The organism is Streptomyces sp. NPDC004542, from assembly GCF_040610035.1.
Taxonomy (GTDB): Bacteria; Actinomycetota; Actinomycetes; order Streptomycetales; family Streptomycetaceae; genus Streptomyces.
This window is the reverse complement of the sequence record NZ_JBEXLP010000002.1, coordinates 71,449-94,973: the sequence shown is the minus strand read 5'-3', so window position 1 is coordinate 94,973 and position 23,525 is coordinate 71,449. Positions and strand designations below refer to the sequence as shown.

Sequence of the window (23,525 nt, the reverse complement as noted above, 5' to 3'; positions counted from 1 at the left end):
GAGGGGACCGGGGCGGCGCGATGCCTGAGGGCGCTGTTCCGCCCCCTGGTGTCACCCTGGTGGGTATGAGACTGTTCGCCGCCGTGCTGCCCCCGGAGCAAGCCGTCACCGAACTCGCCGCCGTGGTCGACGAGCTGCGGAAGCTGCCCGGCGCCGGCGGCCTGCGCTGGACGGGCCGCCCCGGCTGGCACTTCACCCTCGCCTTCTACGGCGAGGTCGAGGAAGAGGTCGTGCCGGACCTGGCGGCCCGCCTGGAGCAGGCGGCCGTCCGCACGACCTCCTTCCCGCTGGCGCTGCGGGGCGGCGGCCAGTTCGGGCACGGCAGGGCGCTCTGGGCGGGCGCCGAGGGCGGCCTGCCGAACCTGCGCCTGCTGGCCGAGCGCTCGGAGGCGGCGGCCCGGAAGGCGGGGGTGGCGATGGGGGAGCACCGGCGCTACAAGGCCCACCTGACCGTGGCCCGCAGCCGGAGCGCGGTGGACGTACGGGCACACGTCGAGACGCTCGCCGGCTTCGCCGGCCGCACCTGGACCGTCGGCGAGCTGGTGCTGGTCCGCAGCCACCTGCCGAGGTCCGGGGTGCCCGGGGAGCAGCCCCGGTACGAGGCCGTCGAGCGCTGGGCACTAGGGCCTGTCTGACCATTCCCGTCTGCCGCGCGACGCCCTGCACGCTCCCCCAGAGGGGGTGCCCCCACTCGCCGCACCGGGCACACACCCAGGTACATCCGTACGTGGGTGCATGCCCGGCACTCCCCCCAGCCTCCGGCCGGGGGGGACCCCCAGAGCACGACCTGACGCCGCGCGGCCGCCCTCCGGGCGACGACGGGAAGGGTCGGACAGGCCCTGGGCGGGGGCACCGGTGCGGCCGGTTAGGCTCGGACCCGTGGACCCGAAAACCCGTAACCGGATCATGGCCTGTGCGCTCGTGCTGATGTTCGTGGCGGTGGCGGTGGCGGCGGCGGTCGGAAAGTAGACCGTGGACCGTTGACCGGCAGGCCGTCGTCGGCGTGCCGTGACCGGCGGCCTCGGACCGCCGCCGCCGCGCCGCATGCCGGGCCTGCTACCAGGCGAAGGCCTCGGGCGACGGTCCCGGACCCGGGAAGATCTCGTCCAGCCCGGTCAGCACCTCCTGAGACAGCTCCAGCTCGACGGCCCGCACGGCGGACTCCAGCTGCTCGGCTGTGCGCGGCCCCACGATCGGACCGGTCACCCCGGGCCGGGTGAGCAGCCACGCGAGCGCGACCTCGCCCGGCTGGAGGCCGTGCTTGTCGAGGAGGTCCTCGTAGGCCTGGACCTGCTCGCGGATGGCGGGATCGGCGAGGGCGTCGGCGGACCGTCCGTTCGCCCTGCGTCCGCCCTCGACCTCCCTCTTGATGACCCCGCCCAGCAGCCCGCCGTTCAGCGGCGACCAGGGGATCACCCCGAGCCCGTAGTCCTGCGCGGCCGGGATCACCTCCATCTCGGCGCGGCGCTCGATGAGGTTGTACAGGCACTGCTCACTGACCAGCCCGATCGTGCCGTTCCGCCGGGCGGCGATCTCGTTCGCCTGGGCGATCTTGTAGCCGGGGAAGTTGGAGGAACCGACGTACAGGATCTTGCCCTGCTGTACCAGGACGTCGATGGCCTGCCAGATCTCCTCGAACGGCGTGCTGCGGTCGACGTGGTGGAACTGGTACACGTCGATGTAGTCGGTCCGCAGCCGCTTCAGGCTGGCGTCCACCGCGCGCCGGATGTTCAGCGCCGAGAGCTTGTCGTGGTTGGGCCAGGCCTCGCCGTCGGCGGCCATGTTGCCGTAGACCTTGGTGGCGAGGACGACCTTGTCACGCCGGTCGCCGCCCTTGGCGAACCAGTTGCCGATGATCGATTCGGTACGGCCCTTGTTCTCGCCCCACCCGTAGACGTTCGCGGTGTCGAAGAAGTTGATGCCCGCGTCCAGCGCCGCGTCCATGATCGCGTGGCTGTCCGCTTCCTCCGTCTGCGGGCCGAAGTTCATGGTGCCGAGGACGAGTCGGCTGACCTTGAGTCCGGTACGCCCGAGCTGCGTGTATTCCATGGGGCACAAGCCAACGGCTTGGAGTGCGCTCTATGCAAGCGGTTGCCGGAAGGTGTGCCGAGTGGTGGGGGTCGTCCGGCCGGCCCGCTCTGGGGGTCCCCCCGGCCGAAGGCTGGGGGAGTGCCGGGCATGCACCCACGTACGGGATGTACCTGGGTGTGTGCCCGGTGCGGCGAGTGGGGGCACCCCCTCTGGGGAGCGTGCAGGGCGTCGCGCGGCAGACGGGAATGGTCAGACAGGCCCTAGGGGGCTACGAGCGGCCCCGGGGGTCACGAGGCGTACGCCCCGCCCACCCCCCACTCCCGCCACATCGCCTCCGCGAACGCCCCCGCCAGCTTCCGCTCACCGCTCTCGTTCGGGTGGGTGCCGTCGTAGGTGTCGGTGTGGAAGTCGTACGACGCCGGGATCGCGGCCATGAGCAGCGGGGACGCCGCTTCGTCCAGGTCCGCGACCGTCTTCTCCAGCAGCTCGTTGAAGCGCGCCACCTGCGCGGCGAAGGTGTCGTCCGCCGCGGCCCGGACGTTCGGGATCACCGGCAGCAGCACCATCCGCACCCGCGGGTTCGCCTCCCGCGCGCTCGCCACGAACGCCCGGACGTTGTCCGCCGTCTGCTCGGCGTTCGTGTAGAAACCGAGGTCGATCAGGCCCAGGGAGACCAGCAGGACGTCCGCCCGGCAGTCGCGCACGGCCTCGCCGACCAGCGGGACCATGTGGGCCCAGCCCTCGCCCCAGCCGGCCAGGTGGGCGCGGGGGAAGTCGGGGTCGGCGTACGCGTACGAGGTCGGGGCGTTTGTCGTCGTGTCGTAGAGCGTCTCGCGCGGGCCGACGAAGGTGAAGGGGCCGTCGTGGGTGGCGCGGAGGTGCTGCCACAGCCGGTGGCGCCACGTGTGGTCGCCCGCGCTTCCGATCGTCATGGAGTCACCGACGGGCATGAACCTGAGCATCCGCTCATGATGAACGATCACGGGACCGGGTGGGATGTGAGGCCCACCACGCCCGCCGTACGCCCCCCGGTCGGCCGTCCGTCCCTCAACGGCCCGCCGGGATGGCAGGCTTGGAGCCATGCGCCGATCGCTCGCCCTGCTCGCCGGGGTCCTGCTCACGGGTGTGTTCGCCGTGCCCGCCTCCGCCGACGCCGCCGGTGCCGGTGACCAGGGGTTCACGATCAAGGACTCGCGGATCACCGAGTCCAGCGGCCTGGCCGCCTCCCACCTGCACCCCGGGATCTACTGGACGCACAACGACAGCGACGACGGCCCGTACCTCTACGCCGTGGACAGCCGGACCGGGAAGACCGTCGCCACGGTGACCCTGAAGGGCATCGGCTCGCCGCGGGACGTGGAGGCGATCTCCATCGGGCCCGGGAACCAGATCTACGTCGGGGACATCGGTGACAACCTCGGCGGCAAGTGGCCGTACGTCTGGATCTACAAGCTGCCCGAGCCGAAGGTGCTGAAGGACCAGACGGTCCCGGCCACGCAGTACGTCGTCAAGTACGAGAACGGGCCCCGGGACGCCGAGTCGCTGCTCGTCCACCCCAAAACCGGGCGGGTCTACATCATCGACAAGAAGGAGGACGGGGGTCACCTGTACGAAGGGCCGGCCCGGCTCTCCTCCTCCGGCAGCAACATCTTCCAGCCCGTCGCCACCATCGACCTGTGGGCGACGGACGCCGCCTTCTCGCCCAACGGCCGGCAGCTCGCCGTGCGCGGCTACTTCGGCGGCATCTACTACGACTGGAACGGCGGGAAGATCCAGCGGCGCGGGCGGCTGGACGTGCCCCTGCAGGGGCAGGGGGAGTCCGTGAGCTACTCGCCCGACGGGACCAAGCTGATGTACGGCAGCGAGGGCGCCGGCAGCTCCGTGCAGGCGCAGGACGCGCCCGGCGGCGCCTCGTCCGGCAAGGGCTCGTCGGACCAGGGGGGTTCCGCGTCCGGGGGTGGGGGCGAGGAGGGTGGCGGTGCCACCGACGGCTTCAAGGCGGGCGCCGTCGCCGTCGCCGCGGGGGTCCTCGCCCTCTTCGGGCTGAGGCGGCTGCGGCGGCGGGGCTGAAACAGACCGCGACGCGATGTCTTGACGTGAGCATGGTGGCTCAGTTTGCTGGTGGTGCGCGGTGCATGGGAGCGCTCCCATCTGTTCCGGGGCCGCGCCTCCTCCGAGAGGACCCAGCACATGTTCCGCAGCTTGCGAAGGGCGCTGTGCACTGCCGCGGCGGCGCTCCTCATCCCCCTGGCCGGGGTGCAGACGGCACATGCCGACAGCGCCGCCGCCCCCGGAGCCGGCTACTGGCACACCAGCGGCCGGCAGATCCTGGACGCGGCCGGGCAGCCGGTCCGGATCGCCGGGATCAACTGGTTCGGCTTCGAGACCAGCAACAACGTGGTGCACGGCCTCTGGTCACGCGACTACAAGAGCATGATCGACCAGATGAAGTCACTGGGCTACAACACGATCCGGCTGCCCTACAGCGACGACATCTTCAAGAGTTCCACCGTCCCCAACAGCATCGACTTCTCCAGCGGCAAGAACGCCGACCTCCAGGGGCTCAACTCCCTCCAGGTCATGGACAAGATCGTGGCGTACGCCGGGCAGGACGGTCTGAAGGTCATCCTCGACCGGCACCGGCCCGACGCCGGCGGCCAGTCGGCGCTCTGGTACACCTCGAGCGTCCCCGAGTCGACCTGGATCGCCGATCTGAAGTCCCTGGCGGCGCGCTACAAGGGCCAGGACACCGTCATCGGCATCGACCTGCACAACGAACCCCACGACCCCGCCTGCTGGGGCTGCGGCGACCAGGCCACCGACTGGCGGCTCGCCGCCCAGCGCGGGGGCAACGCCGTCCTCTCCGTCAACCCGGACCTGCTGATCTTCGTCGAGGGCGTGCAGACGTACAACGGCGTCTCCGGCTGGTGGGGCGGCAACCTGATGGGCGTCGCCCAGTACCCGGTGCAGCTCAGCGTGGCCGCCCGGGTCGTGTACTCCGCCCACGACTACGCCACCAGCGTCGCCCAGCAGAGCTGGTTCAGCGATCCCGCGTTCCCCGCCAACATGCCGGGCATCTGGGACAAGTACTGGGGCTATGTCTTCAAGCAGAACATCGCCCCCGTGTGGGTCGGAGAGTTCGGGACCACCCTCCAGTCGACCGTGGACCAGAAGTGGCTGGCCGCCCTGGTGAGCTACCTGCGGCCCACCTCGACGTACGGCGCCGACAGCTTCCACTGGACCTTCTGGTCCTGGAACCCCGACTCCGGTGACACCGGCGGGATCCTCAAGGACGACTGGGCGACCGTCGACACCGTGAAGGACGGCTACCTGGCGAGCGTCAAGGCGTCACTGTTCCCGGGGACGGGCGGCGGAAACGGCGGTGGCGGAGGCGGGAGCGGCAGCGCCTCGTGCGGCGCCACCTATACCGTCAGCAGCGACTGGGGCAGCGGCTTCAACGCCGAGGTGAAGGTCACCAACACCGGGACCACGGCGCTGAGCGGCTGGAAGGTGACCTGGACCTTCAGCGGGTCGCAGCAGGTCACCAGCGCGTGGAACGCGTCGTACACGCAGACCGGCGCGGCGGTCACGGCCGTCAACGCCGACCACAACGGCTCGGTCGCCGCGGGTGCTTCGGCGAGCTTCGGCTTCAGCGGCGCGCCCGGTGGCGGGGGAGTGCCCACGCTGACGTGCACGGCGGCATGAGCAGGAGCGACCTGAGAAGGGCGCCATGAGAAAGGGCGCCCGGTGGTCACCGGGCGCCCTCCTCGTCGTACGTACCGACGTACCGTCGACGACTACAGCTCGTCGGTCACAGCTCGACGACTACAGCTCGACGACTACAGCTCGTCGGTCACAGCGTCGCGGTCACAGCTTCTCGATCACGTAGTCGACGCACTTCGTCAGCGCCTCGACGTCCGCCGGGTCGATCGCCGGGAACATCGCGATGCGCAGCTGGTTGCGGCCGAGCTTGCGGTAGGGCTCGGTGTCGACGATGCCGTTGGCGCGCAGCACCTTGGCGACGGCCGCCGCGTCGATCTCCTCGGAGAAGTCGATCGTGCCGATGACCTGGGAGCGCTTGACCGGGTCGGAGACGAACGGGGTGGCGTACTTGGACTCGTCCGCCCAGCTGTACAGGCGGGTCGAGGAGTCCTTGGTGCGGCCGGTGGAGAAGGCCAGGCCGCCCTGGCCGTTGAGCCACTCCAGCTGCTGGTTGAGCAGGAAGAGGGTGGCGAGGGCCGGGGTGTTGTACGTCTGGTTCTTGCGGGAGTTGTCGATCGCCGTGGGGAGCGAGAAGAACTCCGGGACGTGGCGGCCGGACGCGTGGACGCGCTCGGCGCGCTCGATGGCGGCGGGGGAGAAGACGCCGATCCACAGGCCGCCGTCGGAGGCGAAGGACTTCTGCGGGGCGAAGTAGTAGACGTCGGTCTCGGCGATGTCGACCGGGAGGCCGCCGGCGCCGGAGGTGGCGTCCACGAGGACGAGCGCGCCCTCGTCGGCACCGGTCACGCGCTTGATCGGCATGGCGACGCCGGTGGAGGTCTCGTTGTGGGTGAAGGCGTAGACGTCGACGCCCGCCTCGGCCCGCGCCTCGGGGTGGCTGCCGGGGTCGGCGGCGATCACGGTGGGCTCGGCCAGCCAGGGGGCGAGCCCCGCCGCCTTGGCGAACTTGGAGGAGAACTCGCCGAAGCTGAGGTGCTGGGACTTGTTCTCGATCAGTCCGTGGGTGGCGATGTCCCAGAAGGCGGTGGAGCCGCCGTTGCCGAGGACGACCTCGTAGCCCTCCGGGAGGGAGAACAGGGAGCTGATGCCTTCGCGGACCTGACCCACGAGGTTCTTGACCGGGGCCTGGCGGTGCGAGGTGCCGAGCAGCGAGCTGCCGGTCGCGGCGAGCGCGTCCAGCGCCTCGGTGCGCACCTTGGAGGGGCCTGCGCCGAAACGTCCGTCGGCGGGCTTGATGTCAGCGGGAATCTGGATGTCGGCCACGAGTCGGAGGGTATCCGGTGGGCCAAACCGGACGGAAACATGTCCGTCGGATGAGACGAGACCGCCGCACGGTGAACTTGTGGGGTTGTACGACGGTACGTGCGGGGATGTGGACAACCCGGGGTGACTGTGCGTGAGCGGATGCATCCTGGGCGCATGACGGATCACGGGCCCCGAGGGGGAGCCGGGCGGGGCGGTCGGAGGCGCGTTTCTCAGGTTCCTCAAAGAAACCGCGGGTTTCCCCAAGCGGCTCCCAGGTTCACCAAGCAACTCTCAGCTTCTCCAAGAGAGTTCACAGCGCTCCTTTGCCATTTTTGCCGTTCCGGCCCATGAGAAGTGTGTAGGTTTCCTGGTGTCGGGTTCCGGACGCGGAATTCAGCACCTCACGTACAGCGCTACACAAAGGAGTCGGAAATGAGCCTCAAGAAGCTCGCCCCGCTGCCCCCGAAGCCGAAGTCGAAGCAGCTGCCTCCCCCGCCGAAGCCGAAGCCCAAGAAGAAGCACGGGTCCGCGCCTGCTCCCAAGCCGCTGCCCGGCCAGGGCCGCTGAACCGGCTGACCGGTCGGCCCGGCTGACCGAGTGAAAAAAGAAAAGGGGTCGATGGTGCGCCGTCGGCCCCTTTTTCTTGGTTCCGCAATTCCGGAGAAGAGAAGCGGAGAGGGGACGGTAGATGAACCTGGAAGAGGATGAGGACGAGGAGTACGAATACGAGGACACGCCCACGATTCCCGCCCGTACCGCATTTCGTCGCTTCTGGCCGCTGACCAGGGGCCTGCGCCGCTGGCTCGTGGTCGTCTGGATCTGCACCGTGCTCGCCGCACTGGCCGAGACCGAGGCCATCCTGCTGTTCGGCGACCTCACGGACAACGCCCTGGAAAAGGGGTCGCTGGCCGCGTTCTGGTCCCCGGCGGTCAAGTGGCTGGGCATCGCCGCGGTCGGCGCGGCCGTCGCGTACGCGGGCAACTCCCTCGCCGCCTGGGCGACCGAGCGCTTCGTGATGCGGCTGCGCGAGCACGTCTTCGACCATGTGCAGCAGCTGCCCCCGCACTTCTTCCAGCGGCACCGCCAGGGCGACCTGCTCTCCCGTCTGACCAGTGACGTCGAGGCGATCGAGACGATGGTCGTGTCGGGTCTCGTCGGCGCCGCCTCCGCCGCCTTCTCCGCCCTGTTCTACGCCGCCGCCGCGTTCTGGCTGCGCTGGGACCTGGCCGCCGCCACCTTCGTCCTCGCCCCCCTCTTCTGGCTCGCGGCCCGCCGCTTCTCCGGCGCCATCAAGGACGTCTCGCGCGAGGGCCGGGTCGCCGACGGCGCGATCACCTCGGTGGTCGAGGAATCCCTCGGCAACATCGTGCTCACCCAGGCCTACGGCCGCCGGGACGCGGAGCGCCGCCGCCTCGACGAGGAGGCGACCGCCTGGTTCCACGCCTCGGTCCGTTCGACACGGCTGAACGAGGCCTACGAGCAGCTGGTGCAGGTCATAGAGACGGTCTGCGTGCTCGCCGTGATCGGCATCGGTGCCTGGGAGATATCCACCGGCCGCATGACCCTCGGCCAGCTCCTCGCCTTCGCCGCCTTCCTCGGCTACCTGTACCCGCCGGTGCGCGGTCTGGCCCAGCTCGGCCTCACCGTGACGGCGGCCACGGCGGGCGCCGAGCGGCTCATCGAGATCCTGGACGTGCGGCCGGCGGTCACCGATCCCGGGCACGGCGGCGCGCGGACCGGCCGCCCCGACGGCACGGTCGAGGTGCGGAACGTGTGCTTCGGCTACCCCGGCACGGAGAACGCCGCCCTCAAGGACGTCTCCTTCACGGTCAGCCCCGGCGAGCTGGTGATCATCACCGGCCCGAGCGGCGCCGGCAAGTCCACGGTCTCCAAGCTGCTGCTGCGCTTCTACGACCCGGACGTGGGCGACCTGCTCCTCGACGGCGTGCCCCTGCGGGACTTCCCGCTGGCCCGGCTGCGCGAGTACGTCACCCTGCTGCCCCAGGAGACCCTGGTCCTGCACGACACCGTCCGCGCGAACATCGCCTGCGGCCGGCCCGGCGCCAGCGAGCAGGCGATCGAGGAGGCGGCGCGGGCGGCCGACGCCCACGACTTCATCGTCCGGCTCCCCGACGGCTACGACACCAGGGTCGACCCCCATTCCGCCCGCCTCTCCGGCGGCCAGCTCCAGCGCCTGGCGATCGCCCGCGCCATCCTGCGCGACGCTCCGGTCCTGGTACTGGACGAGCCCACGACGGGCCTGGACGCCATGGCGGCCCGCCGGGTCGTCAGGCCCCTGCGCCGTCTGATGAGCGGCCGTACGACGATCATGATCACCCATGACCTCAACCTCGCTCCCGACGCCGACCGCATCCTGGTCGTGGACCGGGGCCGCATCGTGGAGACGGGCCGTCACGAGGAACTGCTCGCGCGGGGCGGGGCGTACGCCCGACTGCACCGGTCGCAGAACAACGCGGTGATGGACACCGGGGAGCTGCGGTTGCCGCTGTCGCCGGCCACCCAGGAGGGGCCGTTCGCGCAGGTGGCGGAGGAAGCGGTGGAGCAGGGCGTGGCGCGGGGACACGCGGACGCGCCCGGGTACGCGCCCCACCCGCACGACGCGTACGCCGCCGCGGCGGTCTGGCCCGATCCCGCGTCCCAGCCCGCGTCCCAGCCCGCGTACGGGCCCGCGTACGGGCAGGCCTACGGCTACGGATACGGCCACGGATACGGCCACGACGCCCACGCCGGTGTGCCCGTCGCCTTCCCTGACGGCCGCCCCCTGTTCCGCGACGAGGCGGTCTACTACCCTGGACCTGAAAGTACATCGTGATGAACGATCACTGACCGCACCAGCCAGGACCGCCTGTGAACACCTCCCACGCCACCACTCCGTCGTCCCCGCCGGTCGTCTCCGGGGGCGGTGGCGGCGGTCCCCGCCGGTCCGGTTCGCTCGGGCCGGTCGGGCTGGTGCTGGCCGGAGGCATCTCCGTGCAGTTCGGCGGCGCCCTCGCGGTGACCCTGATGCCCCGGGCCGGCGCGCTCGGCGTGGTGACCCTGCGCCTGCTCGCGGCGGCGCTGGTCCTGCTGCTGGTCTGCCGCCCCCGGTTGCGGGGCCACTCGCGCACCGACTGGGGCACGGTGATCGTCTTCGGTGTCACGATGGGCGCGATGAACGGCCTCTTCTACGAGGCGGTGGCCCGGATCCCGCTGGGCGCGGCCGTCACCCTCGAGGTCCTCGGCCCCCTCGCCCTCTCCGTCCTGGCCTCCCGCCGCGCGATCAACGCGGTCTGGGCCGGGCTGGCCCTCCTCGGTGTCTTCCTCCTGGGCGGCGGGGGCTTCGGCGCCCTCGACCCGGCGGGCGCCGCCTTCGCGCTGGGCGCGGGGGCGATGTGGGCGGCGTACATCGTCTTCAGCGCCCGTACGGGCCGCCGCTTCCCCCAGGCGGACGGGCTGGCGCTGGCCATGGCGGTGGCGGCGCTGCTGTTCCTGCCGCTGGGCGTCGTCGCCTCGGGCGGCAGGCTCCTGGACCCGGTGACGGTCGGCCTGGGCTCGGCGGTCGCGCTCCTGTCCTCCGTCCTCCCCTACACCCTCGAACTCCTCGCCCTGCGCCGCCTGCCCGCCTCCGCCTTCGCCGTCCTCATGAGCCTGGAACCGGCCATCGCCGCGACGGCCGGCTTCCTGATCCTCGGCCAGGCCCTGTCGGCCCCGCAGGCGGTCGCCATCGCCCTGGTGGTCGCGGCGAGCATGGGCGCGGTGCGGACGCAGACGGGGCGGCGCGCGGTGGTGGCGCCGGACGCCTGAACGGCGCAGGCGCCGGGCGTGCGTCCGCCGGGTCCGTCACGCTCCTGACGGGGACGGAGCCGGCCGTCAGGGACCTGCGCGGCGCCTCCACTGCGGTCGCCGCCGCGGTGGCCACGGCCGCGGCGGAGGACGACGTCGCCCGGCCGACCTCGAGGGCGTGGACGCGGCCGTGCGCGAGGTGATGTGGACGCCCGCCTGCCCGCCGATCGAGGCCGTGTGACGGCAGGACCCTGAGGCGGCGAACGCCTCGCGGCACGGCGGGGACGAATTCATGCAAGCATGCTTGATTGTTTCTGCCCCCGCTGCCATGCTCCCCCCATGGCTGACCCGACGCCCGTGATCGACGATCTGTGTGCCGAGAGCAATGAACTCGACCTGCTCGTAGCCGAGTTGAGCAAAGAGCAGTGGGCGCTCCAGACGCCCGCCCCCGGCTGGACCGTCGCCCACCAGATCGCTCACCTCGCCTGGACCGACCACTCCGCCCTGCTCGCCGTCACCGATCAGGACGCCTTCGCCCGGGAGGTCGAGAAGGCGCTGGCCGCACCCGGGGACTTCGTCGACAACGGGGCGGAGGAAGGGGCCGCCAAGGAGCCCGCGCAGCTGCTCGCCGACTGGCGGGACGGGCGCAAGGCCCTGGCGGACGCCCTGCGCGCCGCGCCCGCCGGCGTACGGTTCCCCTGGTACGGGCCGCCCATGTCGGCCGCGTCCATGGCGAGCGCCCGGCTGATGGAGACCTGGGCGCACGGCCAGGACGTCGCCGACGCGCTCGGCGTGGCGCGCACCCCCACCGACCGGCTCCGGCACGTGGTGCGGCTCGGCGTGCGCACCCGTGACTTCGCCTTCGGGGTGCACGGACTGCCCGCGCCGTTCGAGGAGTTCCGCGTCGAACTGACCGCACCGTCCGGCGAGCTGTGGACGTACGGCCCCGAGGACGCCACCGACCGCGTCACCGGCCCGGCCGTCGACTTCTGCCTCCTGGTCACCCAGCGTGCGCACCGCGCCGATCTGGCGCTCCGGGCCGTCGGCCCCGACGCCGACCGCTGGCTGGACGTCGCCCAGGCCTTCGCGGGCCCGCCCGGCACCGGCCGCGCGCCGAAGGGCGGCGCCGCGTGACCTTGCGCATAGGCAACGCCTCCGGCTTCTACGGCGACCGCTTCGACGCCCTGCGCGAGATGCTCACCGGCGGCGAACTCGACGTCCTCACCGGCGACTACCTCGCCGAACTGACCATGCTCATCCTCGGCCGGGACCGCCTCAAGGACCCGGCCGCCGGCTACGCCCGCACGTTCCTGCGCCAGATGGAGGAGTGCCTCGGTCTCGCCCACGAACGCGGCGTCCGGATCGTCACCAACGCGGGCGGCCTCAATCCCGCCGGACTCGCCGACGCCGTACGGCGGCTGGCCGGCCGCCTCGGCGTCCCCGCCCGCGTCGCCCACGTCGAGGGCGACGACCTCAAGGCGAGCTTTCCCGACAGCCTCACCGCCAACGCCTACCTCGGCGGGTTCGGCATCGCCGCCTGCCTCCGCGAAGGCGCCGACGTCGTCGTCACCGGGCGGGTCACCGACGCGGCCCTCGTCACCGGGCCGGCCGCCGCCCACTTCGGCTGGCGGCCGGCCGACCACGACCGGCTCGCGGGCGCCGTCGTCGCCGGCCACGTCCTGGAATGCGGGGCGCAGGCGACCGGCGGCAACTACGCCTTCTTCCGGCCCCGCCGGCAGGACCTGCGCCGCCCCGGCTTCCCGCTCGCCGAGATCCACGAGGACGGCAGCTGCGTCATCACCAAGCACCCCGGCACCGGCGGGTTCGTCGACGTCGGCACGGTGACCGCCCAACTGCTGTACGAGACCGGCGGCGCCCGCTACGCCGGACCCGACGTCACCGCCCGGCTGGACACCGTACGGCTCACCCAGGACGGCCCCGACCGCGTCCGCGTCGAGGGGGTGCGCGGCGAGGCCCCGCCCCCGACCCTCAAGGTCGGCCGCAACCGGCTCGGCGGCTTCCGCAACGAGGTCGTCTTCGTCCTCACGGGACTCGACATCGAGGCGAAGGCCGAACTGGTGCGGGCCCAGATGACCGACGCGCTCGCCACGTCCCCGCCCGCGGGCGTCCGGTGGGAGCTCGTCCGCACCGACCGCCCCGACGCCGGCACCGAGGAGACGGCCAGCGCGCTGCTCCGGCTCGTCGTACGCGACCCCGACCAGGAGACCGTGGGGCGGGCGCTCAGCGGGGCCGCGATCGAGCTGGCGCTCGCCAGCTACCCCGGCTTCCACGTGCTCGCACCACCCGGGAAGGGCGCGCCCTACGGGGTGTTCGAGGACGCCCGCGTCCCCCAGGACGCCGTCGGCCAGGTGGCCGTCCTGCACGACGGGCGCCGCATCCCCGTGCCCCCCGCCCACGACACCCTCGTCCTCGACGACGTACCCGAGCCGCCCCTGCCCGCCCCCCTCCCGCCCGGCCCCACCCGGCGCGCCCCGCTGGGCCTGCTCGCCGGAGCCCGCAGCGGGGACAAGGGCGGCGACGCCAACGTCGGGGTCTGGGTGCGGACGGACGACGCCTGGCGGTGGCTCGCGCACACCCTGACGGTCGAGCGGTTCCGGGAGCTGGTCCCCGAGAGCCGTGACCTGCCCGTCGCCCGGCATCCGCTTCCCCGCCTGCGCGCGCTCAACTTCGTCGTCGAGGGCCTCCTCGGCGAAGGGGTCGCCGCGCAGCACCGTTTCGATCCGCAGGCCAAGGCGCTCGGCGAGTGGCTGCGCTCCCGGCACCTGGACATCCCGGAGGCCCTCCTGTGACGGTCATCGCATCCGCCCTGGACACCAAGAGCCCCGAGCACACGGCCAACCGCGAGGCCATGCTCGCCAAGCTCGCCGACCTGGACGCCGAGCACGCCAAGGCCCTCGCGGGCGGCGGCGAGAAGTACGTCCGGCGCCACCGTGAGCGGGGCAAACTGCTCGCCCGGGAGCGGATCGAGCTGCTCCTCGACCCTGACACCCCGTTCCTGGAGCTGTCGCCGCTGGCGGCCTGGGGGAGCGAGTACGCCGTCGGCGCCTCCCTCGTCACCGGCATCGGGGTCGTCGAGGGCGTGGAGTGCCTGATCACCGCCAACGACCCCACCGTGCGCGGCGGCGCCAGCAACCCGTGGAGCCTGAAGAAGGCGCTGCGGGCCAACGACATCGCGCTCGCCAACCGGCTGCCCTTCATCAGCCTGGTCGAGTCCGGGGGCGCGGACCTGCCCTCCCAGAAGGAGATCTTCATCCCCGGCGGCGCCATCTTCCGGGACCTGACCCGGCTGTCGGCCGCCGGGATCCCGACCGTCGCCGTCGTCTTCGGCAACTCCACCGCCGGCGGCGCCTACATCCCGGGCATGTCCGACCACGTGATCATGGTCAAGGAGCGGGCGAAGGTCTTCCTCGGCGGGCCCCCGCTGGTGAAGATGGCGACCGGGGAGGAGAGCGACGACGAGTCCCTGGGCGGCGCGGAGATGCACGCGCGCGTGTCGGGCCTCGCCGACTACTTCGCCGTCGACGAACGGGACGCGCTCAGGCAGGCCCGGCGGGTGGTGGCCCGGCTGGGCCACCGCAAGGCCCACTCCGACCCCGGGCCGGCCGAGCCGCCGACGTACGACCCCGAGGAACTGCTCGGCATCGTCCCCGGCGACCTCAAGACCCCCTTCGACCCGCGCGAGGTCGTCGCCCGGCTCGTCGACGCCTCCGACTTCGACGAGTTCAAGCCGCTGTACGGGACGAGCCTGACGACCGGCTGGGCTTCCCTGCACGGCTACCCGGTCGGCATCCTCGCCAACGCGCAAGGCGTCCTGTTCAGCGCGGAGTCGCAGAAGGCGGCCCAGTTCATCCAGCTCGCCAACCAGCGCGACATCCCCCTGCTCTTCCTGCACAACACCACCGGCTACATGGTCGGCCGGGAGTACGAGCAGGGCGGGATCATCAAGCACGGCGCGATGATGATCAACGCGGTCAGCAACTCCCGGGTCCCGCACCTGTCCGTCCTCATGGGCGCCTCGTACGGCGCCGGGCACTACGGCATGTGCGGACGCGCCTACGACCCGCGCTTCCTGTTCGCCTGGCCCAGCGCCAAGTCGGCCGTGATGGGTCCGCAGCAGCTCGCGGGCGTGCTGTCGATCGTCGCCCGCCAGTCGGCCGTCGCGAAGGGACAGCCGTACGACGAGGACGCGGACGCCGCGCTGCGCGCCCTGGTGGAGCAGCAGATCGAGTCCGAGTCGCTGCCGATGTTCCTGTCCGGGCGGCTGTACGACGACGGCGTCATCGACCCCCGCGACACCCGCACCGTCCTCGGCCTGTGCCTGTCCGCGATCCACACGGCCGCCTACGAGGGCGCGCGCGGTGGGTTCGGCGTCTTCCGGATGTGAGGGACCACCAGTGATCACTTCTGTGCTCGTCGCCAACCGCGGCGAGATCGCCTGCCGTGTCTTCCGTACCTGCCGTGAGCTGGGGATCCGGACGGTCGCCGTGCACTCGGACGCCGACGAGGGCGCCCTCCACGCGCGCGTGGCCGACACGGCCGTACGACTGCCGGGCGCGGCGCCCGCCGAGACGTACCTGCGCGGCGACCTGATCGTGAAGGCCGCCGTGGCGGCGGGCGCCGACGCCGTGCACCCGGGGTACGGCTTCCTCTCCGAGAACGCCGGCTTCGCGCGTGCCGTCCTGGACGCCGGCCTGACCTGGATCGGACCGTCGCCCGAGGCCATCGAGGCGATGGCGTCCAAGACGCGCGCCAAGGAACTCATGGGCCTCGCGCCGCTGGGCGAGGTCACCGAGGCCGACCTGCCGGTCCTGGTGAAGGCCGCGGCGGGCGGCGGCGGACGCGGCATGCGCATCGTGCGGCACCTCGCCGACCTGGACGCCGAACTGGCCGCCGCGCGCGCGGAGGCGGCGAGCGCCTTCGGCGACGGTGAGGTCTTCGTCGAGCCGTACGTGGAGAACGGGCGGCACGTCGAGGTGCAGGTCCTCGCCGACAGCCACGGCACGGTGTGGACGCTCGGCACGCGGGACTGCTCCCTGCAGCGCCGCCACCAGAAGGTCGTCGAGGAGGCCCCGGCCCCGGGGCTGGACTCCCGGCTCACCGACGAGCTGTACCAGATGGCGGTGCGTGCCGCCCGCTCCGTCTCCTACGCCGGCGCGGGCACCGTCGAGTTCCTGGTCGCCGACGGCAAGGCCCACTTCCTGGAGATGAACACCCGCCTCCAGGTCGAACACCCGGTCACCGAAGTCGTGTTCGGCATCGACCTCGTCGCCCTGCAGATCCGCGTCGCCGAGGGTCACACCCTGGACGCCGAGCCGCCCCGCGCGCACGGCCACGCGATCGAGGCCCGTCTCTACGCCGAGGACCCCGCCCGCGACTGGGCCCCGCAGACCGGCACCCTGCACCGCCTCGCCGTACCCGAGGGCGTCCGCCTCGACACCGGCTACACCGACGGCGACCCCATCGGCGTCCACTACGACCCGATGCTCGCCAAGGTCGTCGCCCACGCCCCCACCCGCGCGGAGGCGATCCGAGCCCTGGCCGGCGCCCTGGACCGGGCGGAGATCCACGGCCCGGTCACCAACCGCGACCTCCTCGCCCGCTCCCTGCGGCACGAGGAGTTCGCCACGGGCCGCATGGACACCGGCTTCTACGACCGCCACCTCACCGGCCTCACCCCGCCCGTCCCCGACCCGTACGCCCCCCTGGCCGCCGCCCTCGCCGACGCCCACGGCCGCTCCCGCTTCGGCGGCTGGCGCAACCTGCCGTCCCAGCCGCAGACCAAGCGCTACCTGATGGCCGGCGAGGAGCACGAGGTCCGCTACCGGCACACACGCCACGGCCTGACGGCGGACGGGGTCCGCGTCGTGCACGCGGACGCGCGGCTCGTCGTACTCGAAGTGGACGGCGTCCAGCGGAAGTTCGAGGTGGCCCGCTACGGCGGTGACCGGATCCACGTGGGCGCCACCGCCCTCACCGCCCTGCCCCGTTTCCCCGACCCCACCGCCCACCACGCCCCCGGTTCCCTCCTCGCCCCCATGCCCGGCACGGTCGTCCGCGTCGCCGAGAGCCTGGCCGAGGGAGCTGCCGTCCAGGCCGGAGAACCCCTGGTCTGGCTGGAGGCGATGAAGATGCAGCACCGCATCGCGGCACCGGCCACCGGCACCCTCACGTCCCTGCACGCCGTGCCCGGACAACAGGTGGAGGTCGGCACCCTGCTCGCCGTCGTACAGGTCGTACAGGTCGTACAGGAGGAGGTTCAGGACAAGTGAATGCCACCCTGGAAACCGAGGAGCACAAGGCCCTGCGGGCCGCGGTGTCCGCGCTCGGCCGGCGCTACGGCCGTGACTACGTCACCCGGGTCGTCGCCGGCGGCGGCCACCCCGACGAACTCTGGGCCGACGCCGGAAAGCTCGGCTACCTCGGCGTGAACCTCCCCGAGGAGTACGGGGGCGGAGGCGGCGGCATCGCCGAACTCGCCATCGTCCTGGAGGAACTGGGCGCCAGCGGCTGCCCCCTGCTCATGCTCGTCGTCTCCCCGGCCATCTGCGGGACCGTCATCGCCCGCTTCGGCACCGAGGAGCAGAAGAGGACCTGGCTGCCCGGTCTCGCCGACGGCACCCGCAGGATGGCCTTCGGCATCACCGAACCCGACGCCGGATCCAACTCCCACCGCATCACCACCACCGCCCGCCGCGACGGCGACGCCTGGCTGCTCACCGGCCGCAAGGTGTTCATCTCCGGCGTCGACATCGCGGACGCCGTCCTGATCGTCGGCCGCACGGAAGACGCCCGCACCGGCCGCCTCAAGCCCTGCCTGTTCATCGTCCCGCGCGACACCGAGGGCTTCACCCGCCGGCCCATCGACATGGAACTGACCGCCTCGGAGAAGCAGTTCGAACTGGTCCTGGACGACGTACGGCTGCCCGCCGAAGCGCTCGTCGGCGACGAGGACGCCGGGCTGCTGCAACTGTTCGCCGGGCTCAACCCCGAACGCATCATGACCGCCGCCTTCGCCGTCGGGATGGGCCGCTACGCGCTCGCCCGCGCCGTCGCGTACGCCCGCGACCGCACCGTCTGGAAGAGCCCCATCGGCGCCCACCAGGCCATCGCCCACCCCCTCGCCCAGGCGCACATCGACCTCGAACTGGCCCGCCTGATGATGCAGAAGGCCGCCCACCTCTACGACACCGGCGACGACATCGGCGCGGGCGAGGCCGCCAACATGGCCAAGTACGCGGCCGCGGAAGCCTGCGTGAAGGCCGTCGACCAGGCCGTGCACACCCTCGGCGGGAACGGCCTCACCCGGGAATTCGGCCTCGCCTCGCTGATAACGGCCGCACGCGTGTCTCGTATTGCCCCGGTGAGCCGGGAGATGATTCTCAACTACGTCTCCCACCAGACCCTGGGCCTGCCCAAGTCGTACTAGACCGCCCCTGGGCCGTCTTCGGCACCCACGGCGCAGCACACCGTCGCGCGAGGAGGAACCGTGTTCCGCAGCGAGTACGCAGACGTCCCGGCCGTAGACCTGCCCATCCACGAAGCCGTCCTGGGCCACGCCGCCGAGTTCGGCGGCCTGCCCGCCCTCGTCGACGGCACCGACGGCACCACCCTCACCTACGAACAACTCGACCGCTTCCACCGCCGCCTGGCCGCCGCCCTCGCCGACGCCGGGATAGGCAAGGGCGACGTCCTCGCCCTGCACAGCCCCAACACCATCGCCTTCCCGACCGCCTTCTACGCCGCCACGCGCGCGGGTGCCACCGTCACCACCGTGCACCCGCTCGCCACGCCGGAGGAGTTCGCCAAGCAGCTGCGGGACTCCGCCGCCCGCTGGATCGTCACCGTCTCACCGCTGCTGGAGTCCGCCCGCCGGGCCGCCGAACTCGCCGGCGGCACAGCGGAGATATTCGTCTGTGACACCGCGAGCGGACACCGCTCCCTCATCGACATGCTCGCCACGACCGCACCCGAGCCGGCCGTGGACATCGACCCCGCCGAGGACATCGCCGCCCTGCCCTACTCCTCCGGCACCACCGGCACCCCCAAGGGCGTGATGCTCACCCACCGGCAGATCGCCACCAACCTCGCCCAGCTCGACCCGCCCGTCCCCGCCGGTCCCGGCGACCGCATCCTCGCCGTCCTGCCCTTCTTCCACATCTACGGGCTCACCGCCCTGATGAACGCACCCCTGCGCAAGGGCGCCACCGTCGTCGTCCTGCCGCGTTTCGCACTCGAGAGCTTCCTCGCGGCCATCCAGACCCACCGCATCACCGGCCTCTACGTGGCCCCGCCGATCGTGCTCGCCCTGGCCAAGCACCCGGCCGTCGCCCACTACGACCTGTCGTCGCTGAAGTACATCATCAGCGCCGCCGCACCCCTGGACGCCGACCTCGCCGCCGCCTGCTCCGCGCGCCTCGGCCTGCCACCGGTCGGCCAGGCCTACGGCATGACGGAACTCTCCCCCGGCACCCACGTCGTCCCCCTCGACGCCATGCGGGACGCGCCCCCCGGCACCGTCGGCAGGCTCATCGCCGGCACCGAGATGCGGATCGTCTCCCTCGATGACCCCGGCAAGGACCTCGGTACCGGTGAACCCGGCGAGATCCTCATCCGCGGACCCCAGGTCATGAAGGGCTACCTGGGACGGCCCGACGCCACCGCCGCGATGATCGACCGCGACGGCTGGCTGCACACCGGCGACGTCGGTCGCGTCGACGCCGACGGCTGGCTGTTCGTCGTCGACCGGGTGAAGGAACTCATCAAGTACAAGGGCTTCCAGGTCGCCCCGGCCGAGCTGGAAGCCCTGCTCCTGACCCACCCCGAGATCGCGGACGCCGCCGTCGTCGGCGCCCGCGACGACGAGGGCAACGAGATCCCGCACGCCTTCGTCGTCCGCCGGCCGACCGCGACCGGTCTCACCGAGGCCGAGGTCATGATGCACGTCGCCGAACGCGTCGCCCCCTACAAACGCGTCCGCCGCGTCACCTTCGTCGAAGGAGTCCCCCGGGCCGCCTCGGGCAAGATCCTCCGCCGGCAACTGCGGGAACTCCCCGTACGCCCGGGACCCTCCGGATCCTCCGGACCCTCCGGATCCTCCGAAGCCAGTGAGGAAGCATGACGCTGATCGGACGCACACACGCGCGTGAGATCGAGACGCTCAGCCTCGACTCGGCGGACACCCGCAACGCGCTGTCCGCCGCGCTCGTCGGCGAACTCGCGGACGCGCTCACGGACTGCGCCGGGGACGCCGGCGTACGGGCCGTCGTCCTCACCCACACCGGCTCCACCTTCTGCGCGGGCGCCGACCTGCGCGACCCGCCCCACCCCGACGCCCTGGTCGGCCTGCTCCGGCAGATCGTCACCCTGCGCAAACCCGTCCTCGCCCGGATCACCGGGCACGTCCGCGCCGGCGGCCTCGGCCTGCTCGCCGCCTGCGACCTCGCCGTCGCGTCGACCCGGTCCGACTTCGCCTTCACCGAAGTACGCATCGGAGTCGCCCCGGCCGTCATCTCCCTCACCGTCCTGCCCCGCACGGACCCGCGCGCACTGGCCCGCCACTACCTCACCGGCGCCCGCTTCGACGCCGCCGAAGCCGTACGGACCGGCCTGCTCACCGCGGCCGGCGACGACGTCGACGCCGTACTGGAACCCATCCTGGACGGCCTGCGCCGCTCCTCGCCGCAGGGCCTGGCCGAGACCAAACAGCTGCTCACGGCTAAGGTGCTGGAAGCCTTCGACCGGGACGCGGCCGACCTCACCGCGCTCTCGGCCCGGCTGTTCTCCTCCCCGCAGGCCCGCGAGGGGATGACGGCCTTCCTGGAACGACGGGATCCCTCATGGGCAGTGTGAGCACGGACGAACGACAAGCCGAACGCGTCGACGAACGCCTCCCCAAACAGGACCGCAGCCGGGCCACCCGGCAGCGGCTCCTGGAGGCCGCCGTGGCCTGCCTCGCCGAACACGGCTGGGCCGGCTCCACGGTCGCCGCCGTCGCCGAACGCGCCGGAGTCTCCCGAGGCGCCGCCCAGCACCACTTCCGCACCCGCGAGGACCTCTTCACGGCCGCCGTCGAATACGTCGCCGAGGAACGCTCCACCGCCCTGCGCGCCCTCTTCCCCGACGGCCCCACCGACCGCCGCGCCGTCGTCTCCGCCCTCGTCGGCCTCTACACCGGCCCCCTCTTCCGCGCCGCCCTGCACCTCTGGGTCGCCGCCTGTGACGAGGACCAGCTCCGCCCCCGCGTCACGGAACTCGAGGCCCGCGTCGGACGCGAGACCCACCGGATCGCCGTGGAACTGCTCGGCGCGGACGAGTCCCGCCCGGGAGCACGGGAAACCGTCCAGGGCCTCCTCGACATGGCCCGCGGCCTCGGCCTCGCCAACCTCCTCACCGACGACCGGGGGCGACGGGAGCGGGTCGTGGCGCAGTGGGTGAAGGTGCTGGACGAGACGCTGGGCTGACCACGCGGCCCGCGCCCGGCGTCACCGGTGACCCGGCCGCCCCGCCGGCCGCCGAACGGCGTCCCGCGGAGCTGCCCGGCCTCAGTGCGCGATGGCCGCGTAGCCCTCGATCTCCTGGGGGCCGCGCGAGCCCGGCCCCACATAGCGCGCGGAGGGGCGCACGAGCCGCCCCGTGCGCTTCTGCTCGAGGATGTGGGCCGACCAGCCGGCCGTGCGGGCACAGGTGAACATCGAGGTGAACATGTGCGCCGGGACCTCGGCGAAGTCCAGGATGATCGCCGCCCAGAACTCCACGTTCGTGGCCAGCACCCGGTCCGGGCGCCGGTGGTGCAGCTCCTCCAGGGCCGCCTTCTCCAGCGCTTCGGCGATCTCGAAGCGGGGCGCGCCCAGCTCGCGGGCGGTGCGCCGCAGCACGCGCGCGCGGGGGTCCTCCGCCCGGTACACCCGGTGCCCGAAGCCCATCAGCCGCTCGCCGCGGTCCAGGGCGTGCCGGACGTAGGCCTCGGCGTCCCCGGTCCGCTCGATCTCCTCGATCATGTGCAGCACACGGGAGGGGGCGCCGCCGTGCAGCGGCCCCGACATGGCGCCCACCGCGCCGGACAGGGCGGCGGCCACGTCGGCGCCGGTGGAGGCGATGACCCGGGCGGTGAAGGTGGAGGCGTTCATGCCGTGCTCGGCGGCCGAGGTCCAGTAGGCGTCGACGGCGGCGACGTGCTTGGGGTCCGGCTCGCCGCGCCAGCGGATCATGAACCGTTCGACGACGGAGTGCGCCTTGTCGATCTCCCGCTGCGGCACCATGGGCAGACCCTGGCCGCGTGCGGACTGGGCGACGTACGACAGGGCCATCACGGCGGCGCGGGCCAGGTCGTCGCGGGCCTGCTGCTCGTCGATGTCGAGGAGCGGCTTGAGGCCCCACACGGGGGCGAGCATGGCGAGCGCGGACTGCACGTCGACGCGGATGTCGCCGGAGTGCACGGGGATGGGGAAGGGCTCGGCGGGCGGCAGGCCGGGGTTGAAGGCGCCGTCGACCAGCAGCCCCCAGACGTTCCCGAACGAGACGTGGCCGACCAGATCCTCGATGTCGACGCCCCGGTACCGCAGGGCGCCGCCCTCCTTGTCCGGTTCGGCGATCTCCGTCTCGAACGCGACGACTCCTTCGAGCCCGGGTACGAAGTCGGACATCAGGCGGCTCCTTGTGAGATGTGCGTGAGGTCGGCGTGAGCTCTGCGGCGCATGAGCCGTCACGGTTCCACGGTCCCACTCGAACGATATCGGTGAGTGCCACCTTTGGGGAGACCGTACGGCACTGAGTGCCACGCGGCACGGCGGGAGGCACGGCAGGGGGATACGGCAGGATGAGCCCGTGGACGACCGTGACGCGACCGACCGTGACACCTTCCGTGACCCCGCCGCCATGCGCAAGCAGTACCGGGCGGAGGGCCTCGACGAGCACGAGCTGGCGCCGCACCCGATGGACCAGTTCTCCCGCTGGTTCGAGGACGCGGCACAGGCGACCCTCCAGGGCACGCTGTACGAGCCGAACGCCATGGTCGTCTCCACCGCGGACGCCGCGGGCCGCCCCGGTTCGCGTACGGTCCTGATGAAGCAGTACGACGCCCACGGCTTCGTGTTCTTCACCAACTACGACTCCCGCAAGGCCCGCGACCTCGCGCAGAACCCGCACGTCTCCCTGCTCTTCCCCTGGCACCCGATCGCCCGCCAGGTCATCGTCACCGGCACCGCCCACCGCATCGGCCGCGACGAGACGGCCGCCTACTTCCGCACCCGCCCGCACGGCTCCCAGCTCGGCGCCTGGGCCAGCGCCCAGTCCTCGGTGATCACCGGCCGCGCCGGACTGGACGCCTCCTACGCCGAGCTCAGCGCCCGCTACCCCGAGGGCGAGCAGGTGCCGGTCCCGCCGAACTGGGGCGGTTTCCGCGTCGTGCCGCGGTCGGTGGAGTTCTGGCAGGGCCGGGCGAACCGCCTGCACGACCGTTTGCGGTACGTGGCCGGGCCGGAGGGCGGCTGGCGGGTGGAGCGGCTCGGTCCCTGACGGCCCCGGGGGCCCGGAACGCAGACGACCCGCGAGCTCGGGTCCTCCGCCGTACGGCGGGGGAGCCGGCCGGACGTACCGGCGAGCTCGCGGGTCGGGTGACTGCTTGGGATTGGCCGGCTGCACGCGTCTCGCGTGCCGGTCCGGCACCGCACATGGGTGACGGGCCGCTAGCCCGCAGCCACCTCACGCGTCCGGTTGTCATACAT

The 23,525-nt window shown here is 72.3% G+C and carries 19 protein-coding genes; 15 read left to right on the top strand and 4 right to left on the bottom strand.

Annotation, left to right across the window (positions count from 1 at the left end; all coding sequences use genetic code 11):
- Positions 1-65: 65 nt before the first annotated feature.
- Positions 66-635, top strand: a complete 570-nt coding sequence (thpR, locus tag ABZX30_RS01935) for an RNA 2',3'-cyclic phosphodiesterase (RefSeq protein WP_355927580.1) — start codon at positions 66-68, stop codon at positions 633-635.
- Positions 636-1,056: 421 nt separating this feature from the next.
- On the opposite strand, the gene ABZX30_RS01930 is transcribed toward thpR, so the two are convergent.
- Together ABZX30_RS01930 and ABZX30_RS01925 are read right to left on the bottom strand one after the other, a co-directional pair.
- A complete protein-coding gene (locus tag ABZX30_RS01930) occupies positions 1,057-2,049 on the bottom strand; it encodes an aldo/keto reductase (RefSeq protein WP_355927577.1) in 993 nt (330 codons plus the stop codon).
- A gap of 269 nt (positions 2,050-2,318) precedes the next feature.
- On the bottom strand, positions 2,319-2,993 hold the full coding sequence (locus ABZX30_RS01925) for a GDSL-type esterase/lipase family protein (protein WP_355927574.1): 675 nt from the start codon (positions 2,991-2,993) through the stop codon (positions 2,319-2,321).
- 118 nt (positions 2,994-3,111) lie between these two features.
- Between ABZX30_RS01925 and ABZX30_RS01920 the strand changes: the two genes are divergently transcribed.
- Both ABZX30_RS01920 and ABZX30_RS01915 read left to right on the top strand, forming a co-directional pair.
- On the top strand, positions 3,112-4,101 hold the full coding sequence (locus tag ABZX30_RS01920; RefSeq protein ID WP_355927571.1) for a WD40 repeat domain-containing protein: 990 nt from the start codon (positions 3,112-3,114) through the stop codon (positions 4,099-4,101).
- 120 nt (positions 4,102-4,221) lie between these two features.
- On the top strand, positions 4,222-5,736 hold the full coding sequence (locus tag ABZX30_RS01915; RefSeq protein ID WP_355927568.1) for a cellulase family glycosylhydrolase: 1,515 nt from the start codon (positions 4,222-4,224) through the stop codon (positions 5,734-5,736).
- A gap of 162 nt (positions 5,737-5,898) precedes the next feature.
- Here the strand turns inward: ABZX30_RS01915 and serC are convergent, their stop codons facing one another.
- Positions 5,899-7,017, bottom strand: a complete 1,119-nt coding sequence (gene serC, locus ABZX30_RS01910) for a phosphoserine transaminase (RefSeq protein WP_355927565.1) — start codon at positions 7,015-7,017, stop codon at positions 5,899-5,901.
- A 414-nt stretch (positions 7,018-7,431) separates the two neighbouring features.
- Between serC and ABZX30_RS01905 the strand changes: the two genes are divergently transcribed.
- The 11 genes from ABZX30_RS01905 (at position 7,432) to ABZX30_RS01855 (ending at position 21,263) form a co-directional block, all read left to right on the top strand.
- On the top strand, positions 7,432-7,566 hold the full coding sequence (locus ABZX30_RS01905; protein ID WP_355927563.1) for a hypothetical protein: 135 nt from the start codon (positions 7,432-7,434) through the stop codon (positions 7,564-7,566).
- Positions 7,567-7,687: 121 nt separating this feature from the next.
- Positions 7,688-9,832, top strand: coding sequence for an ABC transporter ATP-binding protein (locus ABZX30_RS01900; RefSeq protein ID WP_355927561.1), 2,145 nt, complete (start codon positions 7,688-7,690; stop codon positions 9,830-9,832).
- A 35-nt stretch (positions 9,833-9,867) separates the two neighbouring features.
- Positions 9,868-10,803, top strand: coding sequence for an EamA family transporter (locus ABZX30_RS01895; RefSeq protein ID WP_355927559.1), 936 nt, complete (start codon positions 9,868-9,870; stop codon positions 10,801-10,803).
- Positions 10,804-11,121: 318 nt separating this feature from the next.
- Positions 11,122-11,916, top strand: a complete 795-nt coding sequence (locus ABZX30_RS01890; protein WP_355927557.1) for a TIGR03084 family metal-binding protein — start codon at positions 11,122-11,124, stop codon at positions 11,914-11,916.
- The gene (locus ABZX30_RS01885) at positions 11,913-13,592 is read left to right on the top strand and encodes an acyclic terpene utilization AtuA family protein (protein ID WP_355927556.1); all 1,680 of its coding nucleotides are present in this window, start codon (positions 11,913-11,915) and stop codon (positions 13,590-13,592) included. Before ABZX30_RS01890 ends, ABZX30_RS01885 begins: the two co-directional genes overlap by 4 nt.
- The gene (locus ABZX30_RS01880) at positions 13,589-15,187 is read left to right on the top strand and encodes a carboxyl transferase domain-containing protein (protein WP_355927553.1); all 1,599 of its coding nucleotides are present in this window, start codon (positions 13,589-13,591) and stop codon (positions 15,185-15,187) included. Before ABZX30_RS01885 ends, ABZX30_RS01880 begins: the two co-directional genes overlap by 4 nt.
- Positions 15,188-15,197: 10 nt before the next feature.
- Positions 15,198-17,072: a biotin carboxylase N-terminal domain-containing protein gene (locus ABZX30_RS01875; protein ID WP_355927550.1), complete on the top strand. Its 1,875-nt coding sequence runs from the start codon at positions 15,198-15,200 to the stop codon at positions 17,070-17,072.
- On the top strand, positions 17,069-18,229 hold the full coding sequence (locus tag ABZX30_RS01870; RefSeq protein WP_355927549.1) for an acyl-CoA dehydrogenase family protein: 1,161 nt from the start codon (positions 17,069-17,071) through the stop codon (positions 18,227-18,229). Before ABZX30_RS01875 ends, ABZX30_RS01870 begins: the two co-directional genes overlap by 4 nt.
- A gap of 60 nt (positions 18,230-18,289) precedes the next feature.
- The gene (locus tag ABZX30_RS01865) at positions 18,290-19,921 is read left to right on the top strand and encodes a 4-coumarate--CoA ligase family protein (protein WP_355927546.1); all 1,632 of its coding nucleotides are present in this window, start codon (positions 18,290-18,292) and stop codon (positions 19,919-19,921) included.
- Positions 19,918-20,652, top strand: coding sequence for an enoyl-CoA hydratase family protein (locus ABZX30_RS01860; RefSeq protein ID WP_355927543.1), 735 nt, complete (start codon positions 19,918-19,920; stop codon positions 20,650-20,652). The genes ABZX30_RS01865 and ABZX30_RS01860 overlap by 4 nt, the downstream gene beginning before the upstream one ends.
- Positions 20,640-21,263, top strand: coding sequence for a TetR/AcrR family transcriptional regulator (locus ABZX30_RS01855; protein ID WP_355927540.1), 624 nt, complete (start codon positions 20,640-20,642; stop codon positions 21,261-21,263). The genes ABZX30_RS01860 and ABZX30_RS01855 overlap by 13 nt, the downstream gene beginning before the upstream one ends.
- A gap of 81 nt (positions 21,264-21,344) precedes the next feature.
- On the opposite strand, the gene ABZX30_RS01850 is transcribed toward ABZX30_RS01855, so the two are convergent.
- The gene (locus ABZX30_RS01850; RefSeq protein WP_355927537.1) at positions 21,345-22,445 is read right to left on the bottom strand and encodes a citrate synthase 2; all 1,101 of its coding nucleotides are present in this window, start codon (positions 22,443-22,445) and stop codon (positions 21,345-21,347) included.
- 232 nt (positions 22,446-22,677) lie between these two features.
- Between ABZX30_RS01850 and pdxH the strand changes: the two genes are divergently transcribed.
- Positions 22,678-23,316, top strand: coding sequence for a pyridoxamine 5'-phosphate oxidase (pdxH, locus tag ABZX30_RS01845; RefSeq protein WP_355927923.1), 639 nt, complete (start codon positions 22,678-22,680; stop codon positions 23,314-23,316).
- Positions 23,317-23,525: the final 209 nt, after the last annotated feature.